The organism is Rhodanobacter sp. Root627, assembly GCF_001427835.1.
Taxonomy (GTDB): Bacteria; Pseudomonadota; Gammaproteobacteria; order Xanthomonadales; family Rhodanobacteraceae; genus Rhodanobacter; species Rhodanobacter ginsenosidimutans.
Map to the genome: position 1 here is coordinate 337,357 of NZ_LMGW01000001.1, position 15,764 is coordinate 353,120.

Sequence of the window (15,764 nt, forward strand, 5' to 3'; positions counted from 1 at the left end):
ACCTCACTCGACGCATCCCGCGCGCGCCTCGCCCTAAAACCAGCAAGAGTCCCCGTTCACCTCAATTTCCCGACAACCCCACGATTTTCACGCCACCTGCCCAACAATGGGAGCTTGGAAACGCGGCGATATCGCCATGAGGCCACGGCAAGGCCGGCGATGCCCCTCATCGCCCCTTCAGGTTCTGCCCTGAGAATACGATCAATTCGCTCGACGCACGCCTTGCGAATAAACACGGGGAGATGAGCCGGCGGTATCGCGGCTTGACTCGATCGTGCGTCGGTACCGCCAATGCTTCAGGAGACGGCGTCCTGACTAACGAGGTGTGGCTGACATATGCCGGGTGTATTCACTGTCTCGTTGGATCTGGAGTTGTATTGGGGCGTGCGCGACAGCCGCAGCTTCGAGGACTACGGAGCGAACCTGCGCGGCGAACGCGATGCCATTCGCGGCATTCTCGACCTGTTCCAGACCCACGGCATTCACGCCACCTGGGCCACGCTCGGGTTCCTGTTCTTCAAGGACATCGCGCAGTTGCGGCAGCAACTGCCGGGCGTATTGCCGGATTACCAAAACCAGCAGCTTTCGTCCTATCGCTACATCGACGAACGCACGTGGGGTGATGACGACCTCTACCACTTCGCGCCTGACGCGATCGAGCAGATCCTTCGTTGCCCCGGGCAGGAGGTCGGCACGCACACGTTCTCGCACTACTACTGTCTGGAAGAAGGGCAGACCATCGAGTCATTCCGCGCCGACCTGCGCGCCGCGGTGGAGGTTGCGAAGGGCGTAGGCATTCCCACCACGAGCCTGGTGTTTCCGCGCAACCAGGCGAACCCGGCCTACCTTCCGGTGCTCGACGAATTGGGTATTGCCTGTTACCGGGGCAACGAAAGGATGTCGTTCTACAAGCCGAGAAACCAGCAGGGGCAGAGTCCGCTGGTGCGCGCGTTGCGCTTGCTGGATACCTACATCAACCTCAGCGGTCACAACACCTACAGTCTGGAGGAGTGTGCGCGCAGCCGGCCGTTTGACATTCCGGCCAGTCGATTCCTGCGTCCGTGTTCGCGTTCACTCGCACCGCTGGAGAGCCTGCGGCTGCATCGCATCAAGCGCGCCATGCACGAGGCCGCGACCGAAAATCGGCTGTTCCACCTGTGGTGGCATCCGCACAACTTCGGGGCCGACGTGAAGCGCAACCTCGATTTTCTGCGGAAGATCCTGATCCACTACGACCAGCTCCGTCAGCGCCACGGGATGCAGTCGCGCAACATGGGTGAGGTCGCGGCGCTGCTGGAACGCATGCATGTCGGCTAGGGCGCGGATCGTGCTGCTCGCCGGTGATGGGTTGTCCACGCGGGTGATGTACCACGGCCTTCGGGAGGAGTTCGACGTCGTCGAGGTGGTGCTCGAAGACAAACCTTCGGCGCTCAGGATGCTGCGCCATCGCGCCCGCAAGCTCGGCGTGATGCAGACATTGGGACAACTCGGTTTCATCCTGTACAGCCGGCTGCTCGTTCGCGCGTCCCGCTCGCGTATCGAACAACTTCTGCATCGGCACGGCTTGTCGGACGCACCGATTCCCACGCAGGTGATCCGTCGTGTCGCCAGCGCCAACGGGCGCGGCGTGGCGGATCGTCTGCGCCAGCATGCGCCCCAGGCTGTGGTGGTGAACGGCACACGCATCCTGTCGAAAAAATTGTTGGCGGCCGTGGATGCGCCTTTCATCAATACGCACATGGGTATCACGCCGGCCTATCGCGGGGTGCATGGTGGTTATTGGGCGCTGGCGAACAATGATCGCGCGCATTGCGGCGTCACCGTTCATCTGGTGGACGCGGGCGTCGATACCGGCGGCATCCTGTATCAGGCGACCATCACGCCCGAGGCGGACGACAATTTCGCCACCTACCCGATCCTGCAGCTGGTGCAGGGGCTGTCACTGATGAAAGCCGCGCTGCGCGATGCCGCCATCGGGCGCATGGTTCCTCGCGTCGGCGAAGGGCCGTCGCGGCAGTGGTATCACCCCGGTTTGATCGGATACTGGAAAACGCGGCTGCGGCACGGCGTCAAGTGAGTGCGCTTGTGCGACCTGGCCGGGGTCGAGCGAAACCTTGCCGGCGGGCTGGGTGGTCGCCGTCAGCGCAGAAGCCCAAGATGAAACATCAGCCACCCGGCCAGTGCGCTCAGAACCAGACAAACAGCGAGCCAGAATCCTCGAGAATTTTTCTCCCAGACGGGCTTTTTCTTGTTGTTTCCCATGTTTTCTTGCACCAGTAACGAGCGGCAGCCGAACACGACGTGGATGGTTGCAGACGAAAGCCAATATCGTGCCAAATCAGGACACGGACCTCGTCGGGTATCGAATATTGTGGTTTCGGACACGCGAATCGGACGAATGCCGCAGTTTTTCCCCTGTGCCTGAACGAGGCCGCGGACGACCGAGTGCGTCGAATCGCATGGTAGCGCAACGATCTGACGCTTTCGCCGCGTGCCAGGTGACAAAAGCATGGCGGTCGTCCTTCCTTGGTGGCGGAAAGGGAATGCGCCCGACGAGCGCTCAAGTTGTTTGAATGCTGTGCGGGCGGATGGTCTCGGCATGCGTGGCGATCGCCGGCGGTGTCGACGCTGATCCCGCTTGGTTCAGCTATCCCGATATCGCCGCAGCGCCTTGCGGGGCAAGGCATTTGGCCGTCCAATTCATGTTGATGCCGCCATTGATCCGATGACGCTGTGATGTTCTCTTCACGTGGCGTGTGGCATTTACTATCCCATTTTTTTTCTGCCGATTATCCCTTCACATTTGAATGGTGCCATTCATATACATCCGTGTCAGGAAAATGAATTTGCGCTTTACCGATAACCTGGATTTTTAATGCGAGCTCTGAATTCGACGCGAACGTGTTGTTTAATGTTTATTCCAGGATGCCTAGTGGATCACCATCTTCGAGGCCTAATTAAACATGAAAACAACTCGCGCCTTTATCATTCTCGGATTCGTGTTGCTGGTTAACGGTTGCGTTTGGGCGCCGGGACAACGCATGCGTAGCGAGGGACTGGTTCGTGGTACGCCGACGGACAGCAGCCAGATCCAGCTGGTAACGATCACCCCGCAACTGTTGACGACGAACAACGCGACAACGCTGGCCGCCACGGTGCCGCAGGCGCTGTTGTCGTACAAGCCGGAGCCTTATCGTGTCGGCCCCGGCGACACGCTTTACATCACCGTATGGGATCACCCGGAGCTGACGTCGCCGGCGGGTTCGCAGCAGCAGACGGCCGCCAATGGCCGCCTGGTCCGGTCCGATGGCACGATGTTCTATCCCTACGTGGGCGCGGTGAAAGTCGCCGGAATGACGATCGAGCAGGTGCGCGACGCCATCAGCACGAAGATCGCCAAGTATGTCGAGCGGCCGCAGGTGGACGTCGGCGTGGTCGGTTACAACAGCCAGCATGTGCTGCTGCAAGGTGCGTTCAAGAAGACCGATCCACAACCGATCACCACGGTTCCTCTGACCCTGGGGCAGGCGCTGGGTACGGCATCGGTCAATGCGGACGAGGCCAACATGTCCGATCTGATATTGACGCGTGACGGACAGGACTATCACCTGGACCTGACCGCGCTGAGCAACGGCCACAGCATCGCGCAAAGCATCTATCTGAAGCCGGGGGATCGCCTGATGCTCCCGTACAACGATACGCAGGAGATCTACGTGCTGGGCGAGGTGCTGCGTCCACGCGCGGTCACCTTCAGGAGCGCTTCGGACATCTCGCTGACGCAGGCCCTGGGTCGCGCCGGTGGCCTCAATCCCGTCACGTCCGACGGCAAGGAGGTCTATGTCATTCGCGGTGCGAACAACCTGGAAAACACCCCGGCCAAGGTCTTTCAGCTTGACGCCCGTTCACCTTCGGCGTTCGCGCTGGGGGATCAATTCAGGGTGAAGCCGGGTGACGTGGTGTTTGTGGGTGCGGCTGGTGTGACGCGCTGGAATCGCGTGTTGAGCCAGTTGCTGCCGTCGGCCTCGATACTCAGCAGTGCGGCCAATGCGAACTACAGCGCCACTCACTGAGGCGAGGCGGTTGCCTGACGTATAAAGCGATCATCGACCGGCAGCGAAGGCTGTCGGTCGACGTCGTGCGTGCAGCTTGAGGTTTCGGAGCCGTTGGTCGTTTCATCATTTGGACGTCTATTCAGCGCAGGGACAGGCGACATTCAGTTCGTATGGCAACACGATATGAATGATTGATTGACAAAATCATCATCTAACGATGGCGGGCCTGAATCAGGATTTTCACCATGCAAGCGGCGCTGTCCAAAGATGGTAGGTTCACCGTTCGGCGTTGGCTCCGATTTGTTTCATCGGAAATGGTTGCCGGATTATCTCTTGGCTTCAGATCGCTTTCCGCCACCTAAAGGCGGCGATCCGTCAGTCCATCAAAATCAATAGATGCGGGGCGTCGGGTTTCTGGCGTGTCCGCACCACTCACAACTCGAGCTCGGCTGGACCAGGGGGATCCGTTCGAGGTTGGTCGGAGGTAGGAATGCCATGCACGAGTCGCGGCTAGTCGTTGATTGCCTGGTTGCTGCATGCACGTCGGCAATGGCCATTGTCGTGCTGCGTCGGTTCGCCGTTGTGTGGGGTCTGGTGGATCACCCTGATCAACGCAAGCAGCACCATGGTGACGTGCCCCTGGTGGGCGGGCTCGCGATCTTCATCGGCATGGCGGCGGGCGCGGCTTGCTACGGGCAGTTCCAGGGGTTTGAAATGATCTTGCTGGGTACCGCCGCCGTGCTGGTGCTGCTCGGTGCGCTGGATGACCGCTTCGATCTCAGCGTGCGGGACCGCCTGCTGATCCAGACCATTGTCATCCTGACCGTCATTGCCAGCAGCGGTGTGTATATCCATACGCTGGGGCGCATCTTCGGTCACGAAGTGACGTTGGGCTGGTTCGGTGTTCCGGTGACGGTGGTTGCCGTGATCGGGCTGGTGAATGCGTTCAACATGATGGACGGTATCGACGGCCTGGCCGGAAGCCTGGCGCTGGTGAGCATCGCCGCCATCATCCTGTTTGCCGACCCGTCACCCCTGCATGGCGTCATCGCGTTGCTGGTTGTGCTGGCCGCGGCGTCGCTGCCCTATCTCGTCGCCAACCAGGGTTTCATGGGCGGGAAGATTTTCCTGGGCGATGCCGGAAGCATGTTGATCGGGTACTTGCTGGCCTGGGCGCTGATCAGCATGAGCCAGACACCCGGCACGCAGTTGTCGCCGGTCAACGTGCTGTGGTGCGTGGCGCTGCCGGTGTTCGACACGTTTGCGGTGATGTATCGGCGCATGCGGCAGGGCAGGTCGCCGTTCAAGCCGGATCGCGGACACATCCACCACATCCTGCTCGGGTTCGGCCTGACGTCCCGCACCACGTTGGCCCTGTTGATCCTGCTTGCTACCGGCCTGGCGTTCATCGGCGCCTTCTTCAGCAGCGCGGCCCATTCGGCGGGTACCAACCTGACAACGTTCTGCCTGACCCTCGGTGTGTACGTCATCACGGTCACACATGTGTGGCTGCGCCAGGAAGCGCGTCGGCACGGGGCGGCTGATTCGCAAACCATGGTCGACGCGGGCGCCGTCGCGTCGGAAGCGACGGCCCGGGAAGTCGGAACACCCGTGCCGGAGGACGAGCTCATGTTCAGGGAGGACGACCATGCCGAGGTCTACCATTCGCTGCGGCGGTCGTCGCGTCGTTGATCACTATGGCTCGTGTGGCGAGCGGCGCTACCGGGGCGTGGCCCTCACGTCGTTGGTGTCGTTCCGCGGAACTCGATCGTTGCGCCGTTGGCGATCTTCTTTACGCTGCCCCCGACGTCGTTCTCGTACTCGAAGGAATGCTCGAGCTTCAGCCGGCCCTTGCTGATGCGCATGTCGTTGCTCGTGCTCATGAACGACATGGAGCCGGTGCGCGCGCCGCGGCTTACCACGTTCCCGGAGATCACGATCCTGTCGATGACTCTTTTGTCGTCGGGTGATCCGTCGTCGGCGAAATTGATGCACGTTGCATGGATGTCGGTGAACACGTTGCCCGCGCATACAAGGCCGTCGGCGCCAAGTACGCCGATCGCGCCCATTTGTGGACGTATGCCGCTGAACATGTTGCCGGTGATCACCGTGTTGATGGCGTTGCGGCTGGTCCGCGACGCGATGGTGCCGAGACGGATCGCGTCGCCGCCAGGCCCCGAGCCGGGTGGCGAACGGCGGAAGGTGCAGCAGCTGATCTGCGTCCCGCTCAAACCCTTGACCGCCACGTCGACGCGTATCGAATTGAGGAAGTCGCAATCGAGTACGCGAAGATTGTCCGGCCTGCTCGCGACGGTCTTCGCCTTGGTGGAAGAATCGATGCCCCAGTAGCAGTTCGTGAATTCGCAATCCGACACGGTCCAGTCGTGGATGTTGTCGCCGGTCTGGTGTCCGTTGAAAAACGTAATGCCCGCCGTGTTGACCGTGTCGATGTCGATGAACCTGCAACCGCTGATGGTCACGTTGCGATAGATGCTCCAGTCGTGGTCGGGTTCGAAATCGATGCCGCCCACCGAATGGGAAAGTTTTGCGTTGCCGATGTTGCGGAAGACGCAGCGTTCCACCATCAATCCATCGCAGTCGATGACGGACAACCCGTTGCGGTTGTCCTTCACCGCACCGTCGAAGACGCAGTCGCGCACCACGATGCGCTGGTTGTGGCGCTCGGTACGGGCGAGCGTGCCCGAGCCGACATACATGCCGTCGCCGCGAAAGCCGTGGAACGTCACCCGCTCGACGGTGAGGTCCGAGGTGGCATTGACGGCGAGCAGGTAGTAGAACTGCGCATAGCCGAACTCGGCCACCCGTCCGTCGAGTTTCAGGTCGTGCAGATGGATGTCGCGCATGTTGTCCGCGACCCGGTGGCTGCCGCCGTCGCGGATGTGGGTGACGAGCATGAATTCGCTGGCCAGTGACGCGTCGTAGGCTTTCAGCTGGCTGGACGGTCCTTCGCCGTACAACTCGAAGCCGGACTTGAGGTTCAGCTGCTTCACGAGGTAAACGCCGGCGGGCACGAACACCTTGTCGGCTGCGGCTATCGCGGCCTGGATGTCGCCGGTGCAGTCGTATGTGCTGTTGCCGGCGCGAAGGGCAGCGTGTTCGGAGGCGGGGAGGTAATCCAGTACGTTCGCCTGTTTCAACGGGGATGGCATGATGCGGCCTCCGGTTGTGCGACTTTCGTGGTGGGAGTGGTGGCTACGTTGGGGCCATCGGCCGAGTCTACTGCGGCAGATGCCGGGGCCATGAACCGCACATGACCCGACCGTGCGAGACGTGGCATATGGACGTCTAGACGGATGATTCAACAGATGCCTGCGACGCGGTGCAAAGCTCCGTGTAGACCGCCAGCGTGCGCTCGACCACGATGCGTTCATCGAACTGCGCTCTCGCCTTGCGCCTCGCCGCGTCACCCAGCTGGCGTGCGAACGCGGGATCATCCTGCAACCGGGCCATGGCCCGCGCCAGCGCCTCGCTGTCTCCCATCGGCACCAGCAGTCCATCGACGCCATCGGTCACTACCTCGCGACAGCCGGGCACATCGGTGGTGATCAACGGAAGTCCGCAAGCAGCGGCCTCGACCAATGTTCGCGGCAATCCCTCGCGGTAGCTCGGCAGCACCACGATGTCGACCGCGCCGAGCAGGCCGACCATGTCGTCGACGTGGCCGAGCCAGGTCAGCAGGCCTTCGTCGACCCATCCTCGTATCGTGGCCTCCGGCACGGCGGCCGGGTTGCCCGGGTCTGGCGTGCCGGCGAGCAGAGCCCGGAAGGTGCGGCCCTGCTTTCGCAGTTGCCGGATGGCGTCGACGTATTCAGCGACGCCCTTGTCCCACAGCAGGCGACTGGCCAGCAGCATGCGCGGGCATCCGTCGGTGGGTGCCTGCGGGGATATCCCGGCGAACTGCGCGCAGTTCACGCCCGAGCCGCGAATCAGCCGCACATGCGCCGGGTCGACCAGGCCGGCCTGCCGGAACAGTTCGACATCGTCCGCGTTCTGCAGGATCAGCCGCGCATCGCGACCGCCCAGCGCCAGCCGCAGCAAGCCGCGCACCACCGGCCGCAGCAAGCGCGCCTTCCACTGCGAACTGGTGAAAACGTAACCCATGCCCGCCACCGCATTCACCCGCGCGTGGATGCCGGCCAGTCGCGCCGCCAGCGAGCCGTACACGGCACACTTGATGGTGAAACCGTGGACCAGCGCGGGTTGTTCGCGCCGCAGCAGGCGCACCAGGTGCCACAGCAAGGCCAGCTCGCGCAGCGGGTTGAGGCTGCGCCGTTGCATGGGAAGGGATTCCCAGCGCAGGCCCAGGCCGCGCAATTTCTCGCCATACGGTCCGGGCGGGGAGATCAGCAGCACGTCGTAGCCGGCCCGCTGCAGCGCCAGCGCCAGCGCGCGTCGGAAGTTGTAGAGGTACCAATCGGTATTGGCGAACAGCACGGCCTTCATGAGCGTGCCCCGTGCGCCGTAGCGGTGTGGGTGCCGGCAGCGATCATGCGGATGCCCTCCGTTCCTGTTCCAGCCAGGCCTGGAACATCAGCACCGTCCACAACTGGTGCTGCCAGTTGCGGCGACCGCTCAGGTGCTCGGTCCACTTCTGCCGGATGGCGTCCGGCTGGAAATAGCCTTCGTGGCGCAGACGATTCTCATCGAGCAGGGCTTCCGCCCAGTCGCGCAGCGGGCCGCGCAGCCAGCTGTCCAGCGGTATGCCGAAACCCATCTTGGGCCGTTCGATCAGTTCCTTCGGCACATGCCGATACAGCACCTGGCGCAGCAACCATTTGCCCTGGCCGTGGCGGATCTTCTGTTGCAACGGCAGGCGCCAGGCTAGTTCGACCACGCGGTGGTCGAGCATCGGTACGCGCGTCTCCAGGCTGTTGGCCATCGCGGCGCGGTCGACCTTCACCAGGATGTCGTCGGGCAGGTAGGTTTGTGCGTCCATCGCCATCATCCATTGCGCCAGGTTGTCGGTAGGCGGCCACGCATCAGGCATGGTCAGCAGCGTGGGCGGCTCCTGCGCGCCCAGCACGACACGGGCCGGGTCCTGCCATTGGCTGGCCAGGTTGAGGAAATACGCCTGGCCGCTCGACAACGTGAGGACGTCCGCCAGCTTCTGCGCCTTGTCGCCCGGCGTGGCCAGTTGCCAACGTTTGGGCAGCAGTGGACCGATGCGCTGGAACCATCGATCCCAGGTTGCCGGCGCCACGGCGTGCAGCGCAGCCGCCGCGGCGCGGCGTGCGGGCGGTGGCAGGCGCTGCGCCTTTTCCCACGTGGTGCGTGCGCCCAGGTAGCGGTTGTAGCCGCCGAACAGTTCGTCGCCGCCATCGCCACTCAAGGCCACAGTCACCGCACGGCGGGTCAGCTGGCTGATCAGGAAGGTGGGGATCTGCGAGCTGTCGCCGAACGGCTCGCAGAAGATGCCGGGCAGTCGCGGAATCACGGCGAGCGCGTCTTCGGGCCGCACGTAAAGTTCGGTGTGTTCGGTGCCCAGGTGTCTTGCCACGGCCTTGGCGTGCACAGCTTCGTCGTAGCCGTTTTCGTCGAAGCCGATGGTGAAGGTCTTGACGGGCCGCGCGCTGCGCGCCTGCATCAGCGCCACGACCGTGCTGCTGTCGATGCCGCCGCTGAGGAAGGCACCCAACGGCACGTCGGAAAGCATCTGCGCATCGACGCTGGCGCCCAGCTGCGCTTCCAGCGCATCCGTGGCGGCAGCGTCGGTGGCGATGAGCGGCTCGCGCAGGCCCGCGCTTACCGCGTCGTTGTAGCGCCAGTACGGCATCGGCTGCGCCTCGCGCGGCGTGTCCGCCGAAATGCGCAGCAGGTGTCCGGGCCGCAGCTTGGCCGCGCCGCGGTAGATGGCATGAGGCGCGGGGACGCAGTCGTGGCGCAGCAGCAGCGCCAGCGCGCCGCGATCGATGTCCGCCCGGAATGCCGCATGCGCCTTCAGCGCCTTCAATTCCGAACCGAACAGCAGGGTGTCACCCTGCCAGCCGTAGTACAGCGGCTTCTCGCCCATGCGGTCGCGCGCCAGCGTCAGCGTGCGCTGCTCACGATCCCACAGGGCGAACGCGAACATGCCGACGCTGGCCTGCGCGGTGCGCTCGACGCCCCAGGCGGCAAAGCAGGCCAGCAGGGTTTCGGTATCGGCGTGCCCGCGCCACGGCGGTGCGACGTGCTCCGCGCGAAGGCGTTCGCGCAGGGCGAGATGGTTGTAGATCTCGCCGTTGAACACGATGACGTAGCGTCCGTCGGCCGAATGCATGGGCTGGTGGCCGGCCGGGGAAAGGTCGAGGATCGAAAGGCGTCGTTGTGCCAGCGCCACGCCGGCGGCTTCGTCGCACCATTCGCCGCTGTCGTCGGGGCCACGGTGGCTGAGCCGGGCCGACATCGCCCGCGCCTGTGCCAGCAACGCGTCCTGCGCGCCACCGTGCCGTTGCCAGAAGCCCGTCATGCCGCACATCAGGCATGCCCCGCGCGGCGCAGTATGTCCGCGAGCCGCGGCACCTGCGCGCCCAGGCTGTATTCCGCTTCGACCCGGGCACGGCCAGCCGCGCCCATGCGTTGGCGCAGCGCCGGGCTCGCGATCAGCCGCTCCAACGCGTCCCGCCACGCCGCTTCATCGGTGGCCAGTAAACCGTTTTCGCCGTGATGCACGATGTTGACGTTGACCCCGACCGGCGAGGCCACCACCGGCAGGCCGCAGGCCATGTACTGGATGATCTTGTAGCCGCACTTGCCGCGCTCCCACGGACTGTCGAGCAGCGGCATGATGCCGATGTCCATCCGCGCGATCATCGCCGCCTCGGTGGCTTCGGACCACGCCACCACCTCCGGCGTGGTGCCGTCGAACAGGTTCGCCGTTTCGGGCCGCGCGCCGACCAGCAGCAACCGCGCATGGTTCCCGGCGCAGACCTGCTCCAGTGCCGGGCGCATGTCCAGCATGTAGTGCTCGGTGGCGGGCGAGCCGATCCAGCCGATCACCGGCGGCTGGTCGTCCGTGGTATTCGCCGCTGTGTAGCGTTGCTCATCCACCACGGTCGGGATGATCTCGATCCGCGCCGCGCCCGCCTGCCGCGCACGCGCCGCGAGGTAGCGGTTGCCCGCGATCACGCAGGCCGCACCACGCATGATCCGGTCGATCTTGCGGCCCAGCAGGCGGCGCACCAGCGGGTTGGCGGACTGGTCGTACTTGTGGAACAGCGCGTCGTCGTAATCGACCACGTACGACTTGAACGAGCGCGCCAATGTCGCCTCGACCCAGTAGGGCAGGTAGGGGAAGAGCTCACCCTCGATCCATGCCAGGTCGTGTTCGCGGCGATGCAGGAGCTGCACGAAGCGCCGGCCGAAGTAACCCCAGGCACGCTTCCTGGCGGCTTCGGGGCGACCGGCATACAGCGCTTCGAGATAGGCATCCGGAAACAGTGCATGCACTTGCACGTCGATGCCGTGGTCACGCAGTGGCGCGAGGTACTGCAGGCTGCGCAAGCGCGAACTGGGGCCGCGCCGCGAATATTTGGAAAACAGCAGAACCTTGAGGCGCTTCATTCGCGGCCCTTCTTCAATGCCTTCGGATACTCGATGGCCAGCGCCACCAGCGGGATGACGTACATCCACTGGAAGACGAAGGCCTCGATGTACGGGTTGGTGTTGGTGCCGAGAAAGGCGCAGACGAAGCCGCAGAACATGAACTTGTGCCGCGGCGGCAGCCGGTGCCGATATGCCAGCCGGATCACCGAGGCCATGTACAGCACGAACGGCAAGGCGTAGATCAGCGCACCGATGATGCCGACCCGATAGATCGTGGCCAGCCACACCAGTTCGTAGCGCCAGGGGTGGACGGCATCACTGACGAAATCCACGCCCACGCCGTGGCCGGAGCCCAGCCCGCCGTTGGCAAGAATGCCGGCAAACAGCGAGTGGCCCATCCCCACGCGCGCACTGCCGCCGCCGGAGGCGAGCTTGGTCGAGACGGCGTCCAGCACGCGCGTCAGGCTGATTTGCGTATAAGCCTGCAGCAGGAACAGCGCCGTCGTCACCGCAATCAGCATCGGCACGCCGTAGCGGATCAGGCGGAAGATCGGAGATTTCTGTCGGCGGTCGGTGGTGCGCGAGGACAACATCAGGCCGAGGAACCAGCCCAGCGGTACGGCCAGGATAAGCGCCGTGCGGCCTGATGTCAGCGCGCAGACCAGCAGCATCGCCAGCAGCACCAGCCGCATCAGCCGGTTCCTGATGAGTTCGGGCGAACCGAAGAATCCACCGCACAGGAAGATCAGCGAACCATATACATGCATGGTGGCGCCGGCGAATCCCTCGGTGAGATTGACGTTGGCGCCCTCGAAGAAAAACGTCACCGCCGCCGCGCCGCGCGTGAGGTACAGGTAGAAGAACAGGCCCACGCTCAGCGCGCACAGCAGGCTGAGCACGGCGAGCCAGTCGATCAGCCGGTCGGTTCCCAGCCGTCGCAGCAGGCCATCGGCAACCAGCGTCCACAGCAGCGGCGAAAGGATGTAGATCGCCACCACCTGGAGCTGGGCCTCCTGCGGCGCGTCGTGCACGCCACCGACGACCATGTAGAGCAGGGTGACGATCACCGTGCAGGCGTACAGCGCCAGCAAGGTCCGGAAGCCGGGGCCGATGCGCAGCCCCGGCAAGGCCAGCATGGCGGCCAGCACCATCGCCGCCGCGGTGATGTCGGGGAGCGAGTTGGGCACCACCACGGCCAGCACCAGCAGCGCAAACGCCACGCCCAGAAACAGGTGGCGCACGGTGAACCGGTAGCGACCCGTGAACGACTGCGCTGCCGGTGCCATGAACACCGACGGCTCCGGCGTCAGCGCCGAATCGTTGCCGGGGTTCATGGCAACACCATGGTGGAAAGCCAGCCGTCGAGCATGTCGGCCTGGGCCGCGCGGCTGTAGATGGCGATGTCGCGTCGCGCGCCGCTGCGGTGGGGTGACAACGCGCCGCGTACCGCTTGGTAGCCGGATACGCCCGCGCCGGTGAGGATGGTCTGGCCGGCCCCGGTCCGCGCGAGGATGGCGGTGGCCTCGTTGCTCACACCCGAAACGCAGACGACGTCGGCGCCGGTAGCGAGATACTCGAACAGTTTTCCGGTGGCGCAGCTGGCGCGCGAGCCGGTCAACAGCAGCAACTTGTCGCAACGTTTCATGAGCTGCAGCGCCAGCGTGCGCTCGACCGGCCCCAACACGCTGACCGGAAAGTTGGCGCGCCGCAGCGTGGCCTGCTCGCCTTCCGTCAATTCGCCGGCAAAGATCAGGTGGCGGTTCGCGTCGGTTTCGACCGAGTCGTTCAACGCATCGACCAGGTAATCGAGGCTCCTCGACGCCGACCCGTCGCTGGCACCGATGCGCCCGAAATGGCCGATCAGCAACGTGTCGGCCGGTACCTCGCGGGCGAGGATGGCGGCGGCGCGCGTGCTGCCCACCACGTCGTCGTCGAGCGCGGCGAAGTCGTCCGGGTCGTAGCCGTTGGGCAGGATCGCCGTGGCCTTGCCGGGATAGCGTTGCTGGAAGTCATCGACCAGCGGGCCGCTTACCGACGTGACCAGATCGCTGGCGGCCACCACCCGCGCTTCGATCAACTGGCGCATCACTTTCCGCGACCAGCCGGGTTTGCCCAGCGGCTCGAAGACCAACCCGTCGCGGAAGTCCTGCAGGCAGCCGATGTGGTGCTTGCTGGACAGCGCGGCCGCGGCTACCAGCGCGTCGACCGGCGAATACGTGCCGATGACCACGCATTGCTCGCCGGCGGCCAGCTTCCTGGTGCATAGCTCGTTGGCCTTGGCCAGCGCGTGGACAAACCATGGGCGCGCATGCGAGCGACCTTCGCCCAGCAGAAACGGCAGCGGACGCACGAAGGCGGCCGCCAGCGCCAGCAGCGAAGCGGCGGCGGATGATTCGCTGCCCACGCAGCGCCCGGGCAGCGGAAAGATGGTGATGTCGGTACCCGGCGGCGTGACTGTTGCGGTCATGGCCGAGGGCACTTCGCGGGCAAAAACGAAGATGCGGTATTTCGCCGGGTCCAGGTATTTCAGCAGGCTTTTGAACCGTTGCGCGGCGATATTGCCGGCAAGGTGATGCGCCGCGAACACGAACAAATTGATTTTCTTCATCGATGAATCCTCAATCTGTCGGTGGCATCGCCATCAGGTGTGCTGGAGAAACCGGTTGATCCGCGCCCCGGCGTCGAGACGGCGCGGCGTCGCCCCGCTCACGGCAGCGCACCGGGGCCTCCTTCGGCTTGCGGGCAGGCGGGCTGCGGTTTGAGCGCCACGCGCAATGACTGGTACATGCCCATCCATTCCGCGCGGAAACACGCGAAGGCGACCGGCAGCAGGGCCAGCCAGACCAGGCTGAAATGCACCGGCAGGCGCGGGCCGAACACCAGCGTCGCAATGGAAAGTCCCACGCAGGCGGTGACGAACATGTACAGCCGCGCGCGCGGGAACGGCCGCCACACGTAGGCCGACGCTTCGGTGCGGGCCACGAAGAAAACCAGGAATGCGATCGCGTTGGCCACCACCGCGCCGGCCGCGCCGTGCGCGGGGACCAGCCACACGCTGAGCGCGACATTGACCACCAGCGCCGCGAGGGTCGACCACAGCGACAGCATGGAGCGGCGCGTGATGCCGATGCCCACGCACGTCACCTCGGAGAGGGTGTAGAGCAGCGGCTGGCCAATGCAGCACAGCATCAGGTACTTCACCTGCGCGTAGTGCGCCGGCAGCACGAAATCGGCCAGCCAGGAGAAGGCGCCCGTCAGCACCCATATCGCGCACACCACCGCCAGCGCCTGCTTGGCGATGGTGTCGACCCGCCGCATGTCCACGCCATGTGCCACCCACTTGTAGACGAGTGGCGCCCACAGCACGGTGAAGATGGTCTGGAAGACCACGCCCACGCCGGCGAAGCTCATGGAGACCGAATAGATCGCCAGCTCCGGCAGGTTGGACAGCGAGCGCAGCGTCAACGTGCTGGTGGCGTCCAGCCCCCAGTAGGCGACGCCGGCGAAGATCAGCGGCGTGCCGTAGGCGAGTACCCCGCGCACCTGTGCAGGCGCCACCGGCGCGCGTATCGCCGGGCTCCATTCGCGCCAGGTGTTCCAGCCATAGGTGATCAGCACCGACAGCAGCGAAATGAAATACGCCGCCTCCAGTTCCACGAACGTGGTGTGGATATTCGATGCGGCGATCACCGTCACCACCAGCAGGAGCAGCACCTTGGGCAGGATCTGGCTGATCGAGAACGCCGCACCGCGATCCTGCATGCGCAGGATCAGCGAGAGAAAGCGCGAGACGAAACTCGTCGCCACGCAGGCGAGCAGCAGCCAGAAGTAGGCGACATGGCCCACCCCGAACAGCCATTCGGCGATGCGGTCGTCGAACGGCGCGGTCACCAGCATCGCCAGCAGCAGGAGCGCGCTGCCTGGTGCGAAGCAGGCTTTCAGCAAGGCCGCGCGATCGGCCGATTCGTGGTACTCCCGCACATAAGCGCGGTCGAGCCCGAGGCCGAACAGCAGGACGCCGAACGAGACGGCGATCTGCACGATGTTCAGCCGACCCACGTCGGCTGGCGGAAACACCCAGGCGATCACCGGCACCGTCACCAGGCCGAGCGCGGCGGTGGCGATGGGGCCAACGGCAAATGCCAGAGCGGTGCGTAGATTCATCCGTTG

At 64.4% G+C, this 15,764-nt stretch carries 12 protein-coding genes; 4 read left to right on the forward strand and 8 right to left on the reverse strand.

The features are described from left to right. Positions 1–336 precede the first annotated feature (336 nt). Positions 337–1,317, forward strand: a complete 981-nt coding sequence (locus ASD68_RS01600; protein ID WP_056077963.1) for a polysaccharide deacetylase family protein — start codon at positions 337–339, stop codon at positions 1,315–1,317. Next, on the forward strand, positions 1,307–2,077 hold the full coding sequence (locus ASD68_RS01605) for a formyl transferase (protein ID WP_056602754.1): 771 nt from the start codon (positions 1,307–1,309) through the stop codon (positions 2,075–2,077). The genes ASD68_RS01600 and ASD68_RS01605 overlap by 11 nt, the downstream gene beginning before the upstream one ends. A 62-nt stretch (positions 2,078–2,139) precedes the next feature. Here the strand turns inward: ASD68_RS01605 and ASD68_RS16730 are convergent, their stop codons facing one another. Next, positions 2,140–2,511, reverse strand: a complete 372-nt coding sequence (locus tag ASD68_RS16730) for a hypothetical protein (protein ID WP_156458305.1) — start codon at positions 2,509–2,511, stop codon at positions 2,140–2,142. 530 nt (positions 2,512–3,041) lie between these two features. Between ASD68_RS16730 and ASD68_RS01610 the strand changes: the two genes are divergently transcribed. Further along, positions 3,042–4,070 carry a polysaccharide biosynthesis/export family protein gene (locus tag ASD68_RS01610; protein ID WP_056602756.1) on the forward strand — a complete coding sequence of 343 codons (1,029 nt, stop codon included), beginning with the start codon at positions 3,042–3,044 and terminating at the stop codon, positions 4,068–4,070. 378 nt (positions 4,071–4,448) lie between these two features. Further along, positions 4,449–5,744: an undecaprenyl/decaprenyl-phosphate alpha-N-acetylglucosaminyl 1-phosphate transferase gene (locus tag ASD68_RS01615; protein ID WP_235578604.1), complete on the forward strand. Its 1,296-nt coding sequence runs from the start codon at positions 4,449–4,451 to the stop codon at positions 5,742–5,744. A 44-nt stretch (positions 5,745–5,788) separates the two neighbouring features. Here the strand turns inward: ASD68_RS01615 and ASD68_RS01620 are convergent, their stop codons facing one another. The 7 genes from ASD68_RS01620 to ASD68_RS01650 form a co-directional block, all read right to left on the reverse strand. Beyond that, the gene (locus tag ASD68_RS01620) at positions 5,789–7,222 is read right to left on the reverse strand and encodes a glycosyl hydrolase family 28-related protein (protein WP_056602761.1); all 1,434 of its coding nucleotides are present in this window, start codon (positions 7,220–7,222) and stop codon (positions 5,789–5,791) included. A 136-nt stretch (positions 7,223–7,358) separates the two neighbouring features. After that, the gene (locus ASD68_RS01625; protein WP_056602763.1) at positions 7,359–8,516 is read right to left on the reverse strand and encodes a glycosyltransferase family 4 protein; all 1,158 of its coding nucleotides are present in this window, start codon (positions 8,514–8,516) and stop codon (positions 7,359–7,361) included. 43 nt (positions 8,517–8,559) lie between these two features. Continuing rightward, complete coding sequence (gene asnB, locus ASD68_RS01630; protein WP_056602765.1) at positions 8,560–10,527, reverse strand: asparagine synthase (glutamine-hydrolyzing); 1,968 nt, start codon at positions 10,525–10,527, stop codon at positions 8,560–8,562. Next, complete coding sequence (locus ASD68_RS01635; protein WP_056602767.1) at positions 10,527–11,612, reverse strand: glycosyltransferase family 4 protein; 1,086 nt, start codon at positions 11,610–11,612, stop codon at positions 10,527–10,529. Before ASD68_RS01635 ends, asnB begins: the two co-directional genes overlap by 1 nt. Continuing rightward, a complete protein-coding gene (locus tag ASD68_RS01640) occupies positions 11,609–12,928 on the reverse strand; it encodes a hypothetical protein (protein WP_056602769.1) in 1,320 nt (439 codons plus the stop codon). Before ASD68_RS01640 ends, ASD68_RS01635 begins: the two co-directional genes overlap by 4 nt. After that, the gene (locus tag ASD68_RS01645; RefSeq protein ID WP_056602772.1) at positions 12,925–14,202 is read right to left on the reverse strand and encodes a glycosyl transferase; all 1,278 of its coding nucleotides are present in this window, start codon (positions 14,200–14,202) and stop codon (positions 12,925–12,927) included. The genes ASD68_RS01640 and ASD68_RS01645 overlap by 4 nt, the downstream gene beginning before the upstream one ends. Positions 14,203–14,300: 98 nt before the next feature. Next, positions 14,301–15,758 (reverse strand): lipopolysaccharide biosynthesis protein, encoded by a 1,458-nt coding sequence (locus tag ASD68_RS01650; protein ID WP_056602776.1) that lies wholly within the window; start codon positions 15,756–15,758, stop codon positions 14,301–14,303. Between the last annotated feature and the right edge of the window lie 6 nt (positions 15,759–15,764).